The sequence below is a fragment of the Mycobacterium sp. TH-M11 genome (genome assembly GCF_057473725.1).
Window position 1 is genome coordinate 1 of the sequence record NZ_JBYCLD010000416.1, and the last position, 4,666, is coordinate 4,666.

5 protein-coding genes are annotated in these 4,666 nt (G+C 66.4%); all 5 read right to left on the reverse strand.

Features of this window, described 5'->3' with window-relative positions; all coding sequences use genetic code 11:
• On the reverse strand, positions 1-1,211 hold a 1,211-nt coding region (locus AC2VOG_RS16350; RefSeq protein WP_486940916.1), incomplete at its 3' end, for an alanine--tRNA ligase-related protein.
• A 94-nt stretch (positions 1,212-1,305) separates the two neighbouring features.
• Positions 1,306-1,695 carry a secondary thiamine-phosphate synthase enzyme YjbQ gene (locus AC2VOG_RS16355; protein ID WP_486940919.1) on the reverse strand — a complete coding sequence of 130 codons (390 nt, stop codon included), beginning with the start codon at positions 1,693-1,695 and terminating at the stop codon, positions 1,306-1,308.
• A 31-nt stretch (positions 1,696-1,726) separates the two neighbouring features.
• The gene (locus AC2VOG_RS16360) at positions 1,727-2,638 is read right to left on the reverse strand and encodes an HpcH/HpaI aldolase/citrate lyase family protein (RefSeq protein WP_486940917.1); all 912 of its coding nucleotides are present in this window, start codon (positions 2,636-2,638) and stop codon (positions 1,727-1,729) included.
• A 13-nt stretch (positions 2,639-2,651) separates the two neighbouring features.
• Positions 2,652-3,836, reverse strand: a complete 1,185-nt coding sequence (locus AC2VOG_RS16365; RefSeq protein WP_486940920.1) for a CaiB/BaiF CoA transferase family protein — start codon at positions 3,834-3,836, stop codon at positions 2,652-2,654.
• On the reverse strand, positions 3,836-4,666 hold an 831-nt coding region (locus tag AC2VOG_RS16370; RefSeq protein ID WP_486940918.1), incomplete at its 5' end, for an NtaA/DmoA family FMN-dependent monooxygenase. The genes AC2VOG_RS16365 and AC2VOG_RS16370, both read right to left, overlap by 1 nt.

Sequence of the window (4,666 nt, forward strand, 5' to 3'; positions counted from 1 at the left end):
CCGTAGGTGTCGTGCAGGGTGAAGGCGTCCGTGCCGGACAGCACACTTGCACCGGATGCCTTGGTGGCCGCGGCCGCCTCTTCGAAGAGCCGCGAGCCCGATTGCAGCGTTCGGTTGAACGCTGCCTCCTCGGCGACCGCGATGCGGTTGATCCGGTCGAAGTCGGTGACCAGTTCGGGATACGACGGGCCCATCGCGTCGCGGACGCATGCCATCAGTTCACCGACGATCGGACCGTCGATGTCGAGCAGCCGGGCCGAGCGGATCACGCGTCGCAGCAAACGCCGCAGCACATAGCCGCGTCCGTCGTTGCCGGGACTGACACCGTCGGCGATCAAGATTGCCGACGTGCGACTGTGGTCGGCGATGATCCGGTAGCGCACGTCGTCGTCGTGGTTGCCGGCGTCGTAGCCGCGCGGGGCGCGCCGGGCCACCGCGTCGATGACCGGGCGCAGCAGGTCGGTTTCGTAGACGTTGGCCACACCCTGCAGCAGGCAGGCGACCCGCTCGATGCCCATCCCGGTGTCGATGTTCTTGCGCGGCAACGGTCCCAGAATCTCGAAGTCGTCCTTGCCGGCGCCATCCCCGCGTTCGTTCTGCATGAACACGAGATTCCAGATCTCGATGTAGCGGTCTTCGTTGGCTTCCGGACCGCCCTCGACCCCGAATTCCGGTCCGCGGTCGTAGTAGATCTCCGACGACGGTCCACACGGCCCGGGGATGCCCATCGACCAGTAGTTGTCGGCCATCCCGCGCCGCTGAATCCTTTCGACGGGCAGATCCGCAATCTCGCGCCACAGCTCGATCGCTTCATCGTCATCGAAATAGACTGTGGCCCAGAGTTTCTCAGGATCGAAGCCGTAGCCGCCGTCATCGACTTTGTTGGTCAACAAGGTCCAGGCCAACTCGATGGCTTCGCGTTTGAAGTAGTCGCCGAAGGAAAAGTTGCCGGCCATCTGGAAGAACGTGTTGTGCCGGGTGGTGATCCCGACCTCGTCGATGTCGGGCGTGCGGATGCATTTCTGGATGCTGGTCGCCGTCGGGTAGGGCGGCGTGCGCTGGCCGAGGAAGAAGGGAACGAACTGCACCATGCCGGCATTGACGAACAGCAAGTTGGGGTCGTCGAGAATCACCGATGCGCTCGGCACCTCGGTGTGGCCCGCGTTCACGAAATGATGCAGGAACCTCTTCCTGATCTCGTGTGTCTGCACTTCTCGGTTTCCTCTTCAGTCCTGCGGCTACCAGCTATTCGACCGCACTACAGTACCGGTCCGGCTTACCCGCCCCGACATGCGACGAGTCCGGCTAGCCCGGCACGAACGACAGCCGCACCGTGCGACGCGGGTTGTCCTGGTTAAGGTCCACCAGGACCACGCTCTGCCAGGTGCCCAGCAGCGGCTTTCCCGCCTGGACCGGCACGGTGATCGACGGCGCGACGATCGCGGGCAGCACGTGGTCGGCGCCGTGGCCGAACGACCCGTGCGCATGCCGGTAGCGGTCATCGCGTGGCAGCAACCGCTCCAGGGTGTCGATCAGGTCGTCGTCGGAACCGGCGCCGGTTTCGATGATCGCCACCCCAGCGGTTGCGTGCGGGACGAAGACATTGCACAGCCCGTCGCCGAGCGGAAAGCAGAAGGCGCGCACCGAGTCGGTCAGATCGACGAACCGTCGCCGCGCGGTGTCCAGCTCCAGCACATCGGTGTTCACCGGCCCAGCCTACGTAGAACTAACGGCTCTTGCCGATCAGCGCGGCACGCTGAAGGGTGGCCTGCGCCATCTTGACGTGCGCAGCGTCGACCAGGACACCGTCGACACCTACCGCGCCGAGGCCCTTCTTCTCCCCTTCGCGATAGGCCGCGACGTTGCGTTCGGCGAGCGCGATCTCTTGCTCGGTCGGCGTGTAGACCGCGTTGGCGACCTCGATCTGGGTTGGGTGAATCGCCCACTTGCCGGTGTATCCCATCAGCGCGGCGCGGCGCGCGTCACGCTCGTAGCCCGCCAGGTTGCCGTAGTCGGGGTACGGCGCGTCGATCGCGTCGATGCCGGCGATCCGGGCGGCGACGATCACCTTGTTGCGGGCGTAGGCCCAGAAGTCACCGGGGTATTCACCGAGCGGGTCGAAGTTGGTGTCCACCCGGGCGCCTTGGGACAACGAGAAGTCGCCGACGCCGAATATCAGCGCGTCCAATCGTGGGCTGGCGACGGCGATCTCCTCGGCGTTGGCCAGCCCCTCGACCTCTTCGATGAGCACCTCGAGGCGGATTTGGCGCGACAGGCCGAGTTTGGCTTCCAGCTGGGTGAGCAGCACGTCGACCCACCAAACGTCGCGCGCCCGAAGCGCTTTCGGGATGATGATGGTGTCGAGGTTCTCCCGGGCTCCGGTGACGACCTCGACGATGTCGTCGTGGCACCACTGGGTGTCGAGACCGTTGATGCGGATCGCGCGCGCGGTATGGCCCCAGTCGAGCTCGTTGAGCGCTTTGACCACTTTCGGACGCGCCGCCTCCTTCTGCGCCGGCGCGGTGGCGTCTTCCAGGTCGAGGAACACCAGGTCTGCCCGCGATGCGGCGGCCTTGGCGAACATGTGGTCGTTGGCCGCGGGGACGGCGAGCTCCGAGCGGCGCAGTAGTGACGTCATCCGGGCAGTCTCCTCACAGCACGCCGCGGGCGTGCAGGTCGTCGATATCGTTGCCGCCCAGGCCGAGTAGCTCGCCGTACACCTCGGCGTTGCTCGCACCGATCCGCGGGCCGAGATGACCCACGCGACCGGTCGCGCCGGAGAATCGGGGAACCGGGGCCTGGACGGTCATCGCTCCCAGTTCGTCGTCGGCGACTTTGACGAAGACTTCGCGGTGGGCGAGTTGCTCGTCGGCGACCAGATCGGTGATGTCGTATACCGGCGCGGCCGCCACCTCGGCGGCGTCGAAGATCGCCATCGCCTCCGCCAGCGTCTTGGTGGCCACCCAGTCGGCGACCACCTGATCCACTTCGCGGGCTCGTGACAGCCGTCCCTGCGGATCGGCGAAGTCGACGTCGTCGACCAGGTCGGCGCGACCGATGGCGCGAAACACCCTCAACGCCAACGCCGGTGAGCTGCCCGACATCGCCAGCCAGCGATCGTCGGCGGTGCGGTAGGTGTTGCGCGGCGCCGAGATGTCCCAGCGGTTGCCCGCCCTGGTGGGCACCAGGCCGAGTTGGTCGTAGCCCAGCAACGTCTGCTCCAAGAGGCGCGCGAGCGGGTCGATCAGGTTGATGTCGATCAGCTGCCCCGGCGCGCCGTGCACATCGCGGTGGTACAGCGCCATCATCACCGCATACGCGGCATTGAGGGACGCCACTCCGTCGGCAAGCATGAACGGCGGCAACGTCGGTGGGCCGCCCTGCTCGCCGGTGATGTTGGCGAATCCGCTCATCGCCTCGCCGAGCGTGCCGAAGCCGGGCCGTTCGCTCTTCGGTCCGGTCAGCCCGTAGCCGGTGATGTGCAGCATCACGATCTTGTCGTTGACCGCGCGCAGCGCTTCGTAGTCCAGGCCCCACTTGCGCAGGGTCGCCGGGCGCGTGTTGACGATCACCACGTCTGCGTGCGCGACCAACTGCCGCAGCAACGCCTGGCCTTGCGCGACACGCAGATTGAGGGTGATCGACCGCTTGTTGCGCGACAACGACTTCCACATCAGCCCGACGCCGTCGACCTGATTTCCCCAGGTGCGGATCGGGTCGCCACCGTCGGGTTGCTCGATCTTGATGACGTCGGCACCGAACTCGCCGAGGTAGGTGGCGGCCAGCGGTGCGGCGGCCAGTGTCGCGACGTCGAGAACCCGGATGCCTTCGAGCATCATGCGTTGACGGGCACGCCGGCCGGCCGTTGCAGTCCGAGGTGATCACGCAGCGTCGACCCACTGTAGGAGTCGCGGAACAGGCCGCGGTGCTGCAGTTCCGGGATCACCATCCGGACCACGTCCTCGAACGCTCCGGGCAGATGCGTTGCGGCCAAGACGAATCCGTCGCAGGCACCGCCGTGGAACCACTCCTCCATCTGGTCGGCGACCTGCTTGCCGGTGCCGACGAAACGCGGGCCTTGCAGCAGTGTGGCGCGGTGGCCGGCCAGGTCGCGCAAAGTGATTGGGCCGCCCTGGGAGGAGATGTGGGCGCGCAGGTTCTGCACCAGCCCGCGAATGCCGGATACGTTTTCGATGAGGTCGTCGGTGATCGGGTCGTCGAGATCATGTTTGGCGAAGTCGTAGTTCATCAACTCCGACAGTAGGGTCAGCGACGCCATCGGGTGCACCAGATCGTTGAGGAAGACCTGCTCGCGTTCCTTGGCGTGAGCCTCGCTCTCGCCGACCACCGCGTAGGCCATCGGGCAGAGCTTGACCGAGTCCGGGTCGCGGCCGGCGGCGGCGATGCGCTCCTTCTGGTCGGCGTAGTGGTTGCGTGCCACCTCGATGCCCGGATCGCCGGTGAAGATCAAATCGGCCCAGCGCGAAGCGAAGTCACGGCCGCGACCGGACGAACCCGCCTGGATGAGGACCGGCCGTCCCTGCGGCGTGCGTGGCACCGTGAGCGGCCCGCGCACCTTGAAGAACTCACCGTTGTGGTGCAGTTCGTGGACCTTGTCCGGATCGGCGTAGATGCCGTTGACCCGGTCGTGCAGGATCGCGTCGTC